The 2491-nt window shown below is 56.9% G+C and carries 2 protein-coding genes; both read right to left on the reverse strand.

From position 1 onward, the window contains the following. Positions 1-71 precede the first annotated feature (71 nt). Positions 72-875, reverse strand: coding sequence for an IS21-like element helper ATPase IstB (istB, locus tag B9Z40_RS16980; RefSeq protein ID WP_100174545.1), 804 nt, complete (start codon positions 873-875; stop codon positions 72-74). Next, on the reverse strand, positions 868-2376 hold the full coding sequence (istA, locus tag B9Z40_RS16985) for an IS21 family transposase (RefSeq protein WP_100174546.1): 1509 nt from the start codon (positions 2374-2376) through the stop codon (positions 868-870). The genes istB and istA overlap by 8 nt, the downstream gene beginning before the upstream one ends. Between the last annotated feature and the right edge of the window lie 115 nt (positions 2377-2491).

A 2491-nucleotide genomic window follows, 5' to 3' on the forward strand; every position in this document is an offset into this window, starting at 1 on the left:
TGTTGATTAGCCAGACAAACTGAGCCAGTGTTTGCATCGAATATTGAGCCACTGGTTTTTAAAGAATTGGCTTATTCGGTTGTGGATAAGTTTAGCTGTTCTGTGTTTTTAGCTCCTTTCGTTTTGGATTGTTTGCCCCTCTGGCTTATCGCCTGAGAGTGCTTGAAGCGCCAACTCTCGTTGCCCGTCTCCACAATGTGGCAGTGATGCGTGAGCCGGTCCAGCAGCGCCGTGGTCATCTTGGCGTCGCCAAATACATTTGCCCACTCCGAGAAGTTCAGATTGGTCGTGATCACCACGCTGGTTCGCTCGTATAGCTTGGACAGCAAATGAAACAGCAACGCGCCGCCTGATTGGGTGAACGGCAAATACCCCATCTCATCCAAGATCACCAAATCCACATACATCAAGCGATTGGCCAACTGCCCGTGCTTGTTCTGGGATTTCTCAAGCTCCAAGGCATTGACCAGTTCCACCGTGGAGAAGAAACGCACCCGCTTGCCCTTTGCGCGGATAGCTTGCACCCCAAGGCTGGTGGCCAAGTGCGTCTTGCCCGTGCCCGGCCCACCCACAAACACCACGTTGTGTGCCGAGTCCACAAACTGCAATTCATGCAATTGTTTAACCAAATTCGCGTCCACATGCGCCTGCGCGAAGTCAAACCCCGTCAAATCCCGGTGCGCGGGGAAGCGGGCAATGCGCATTTGATAGGCCATAGAACGCACCTCGCGCTGCGCAGCCTCCGACTTGATCAGTTGGTGCAACACCACCTCATGGTCCAGCGCTTTGATCCTGGCCGTTCCCAGAACCTCCGGCCAAGCGCTGGCCATGCCATGCAGACTCAATGATTTGAGCCCATCGACCACATCACTCATGACGCGCCTCCTGTTCATTTCTCAAAGCGTCATAGCGCTCCAAGTTGGCAAGCGCAGGCGTGTTCAGCTGCAGGGGCGTGCTGATTTCCAGGCGCGCAGGCGCAGGCTCCTTAAGCCGGGCAATCACATTGAGCACGTGCTCGGCACTCACCCGGCCCGCCTGCAGTGCCAACTCGGTGGCCACCAATACGTCTTCGAGCCCGTGTAAGTTCACCGCCAACAGCACCTGCGCCATCACCCGGTCCCCTCCTGGGTGTTTGAGTAATTGACGCTGCAACTCCAACAAGGGCTCTGGCATTTCCCTGAAGGGGGCGCCATTGCGCAACGCCCCGGGCTTGCGCTCGACCAAGGCAATGTAGTGCTGCCAGTCGTAAATGGTTTGATCCCGCCCAAAGTGACGCTCCAACCGGGCACTGTGCCCATCGAGCCCCACTACCAACAGGTACTCTGGGTAGACGCGCAAACTCACCACCCCATGCACCCACTCGCAAGGCACGCTGTAGCGGTTGCGTTGGTATTGAATCAGCGATGTAGAGGTCACCCGAATCGGTTGTTCAACGTACCCATCAAAGGGCTTGGGACAAGGCATCAAGCGGCTCGCCTCATCTTGCCAAACATCGGCAATGCTCAGCTCTGGCCACTCTGGGTGTGCCAACTCTTGCCAGGCATCTTGGCAGGCATGCTGGAGCCAGTCATTGAGCTCGGCCAGACTGCTCCAGCGCCGCTCAGTGATCTCGCGAACCACCCCTCGCCTGCGGTCTTGCACGTTCTTCTCGACGATGCCCTTCTCCCATCCAGCCGCACGGTTGCAAAACTCGGGGTCAAACAAATAATGCCCCGTCATCGCCTCAAACCGCGCGTTGACACTGCGCTGCTTGCCCTTGCCAATCTTGTCCACCGCCGTCTTCATGTTGTCGTAAATGCCCCGTTTGGGCACGCCGCCAAACACAGCAAAGCCCCTGGCATGGGCGTCAAACAGCATCTCATGGGTTTGCGTAAAGTAGGCCACCAGTAAGAACGCCCGACTGGCGGCCAGTTTGATGTGCGCCACCTCCAATCGGCGGCGCAACCCTCCAATGAAGGCGTACTCACAGCTCCAGTCAAACTGGAAGGCCTCGCCCAGCTCAAAGTGCATCGGCACAAACCCCACGTTCTTGGGCGCATGGCTTTGCTCATGCTTCCAGCGCCGAGCAAACCGGTACACCGGCGTCGAACTACCACCGTAGCCCATGGCGCGCAAAGCCTCATACAAGGCCTTGACGCCACGCCGCTCGCGCTTGTTGCGGCGGCTGTCAGCTTTGAGCCAAGTGACAAGCTGCTCCTTGTACGGGTCCAGCACACTGGCTGAGGTCTGCCGAACAGGGTATTGGGGCTCAACCATTTCAGGCTCGCTGAGCCATTTGGTGGCCGTGTTTCTGGAAATTCCAAGCCTGAGGCTGGCTTGGCGCACTGACAGGCCATCTCGCAAGACGAGGCGGCGCAATTTACTCAAAGTTCCCACGTTGATCACTCCCGGCCACCCTTGCTCAAAAAATGAGCAGGATAGGCCAATGAAGTGGCTCAAATTTGGATGCAAATTCCTCTCAAAGTGGCTCAGTTTTTAAGGCCAATCAACA

Origin of the sequence: Limnohabitans sp. 15K (genome assembly GCF_002778285.1) — a bacterium.
GTDB lineage: Bacteria > Pseudomonadota > Gammaproteobacteria > Burkholderiales > Burkholderiaceae_C > Limnohabitans_A.

Bases quoted from the DNA above. Each gene is read 5' to 3' on its own strand.
- istB (WP_100174545.1), bottom strand. From the start codon at position 875: ATGAGTGATGTGGTCGATGGGCTCAAATCATTGAGTCTGCATGGCATG.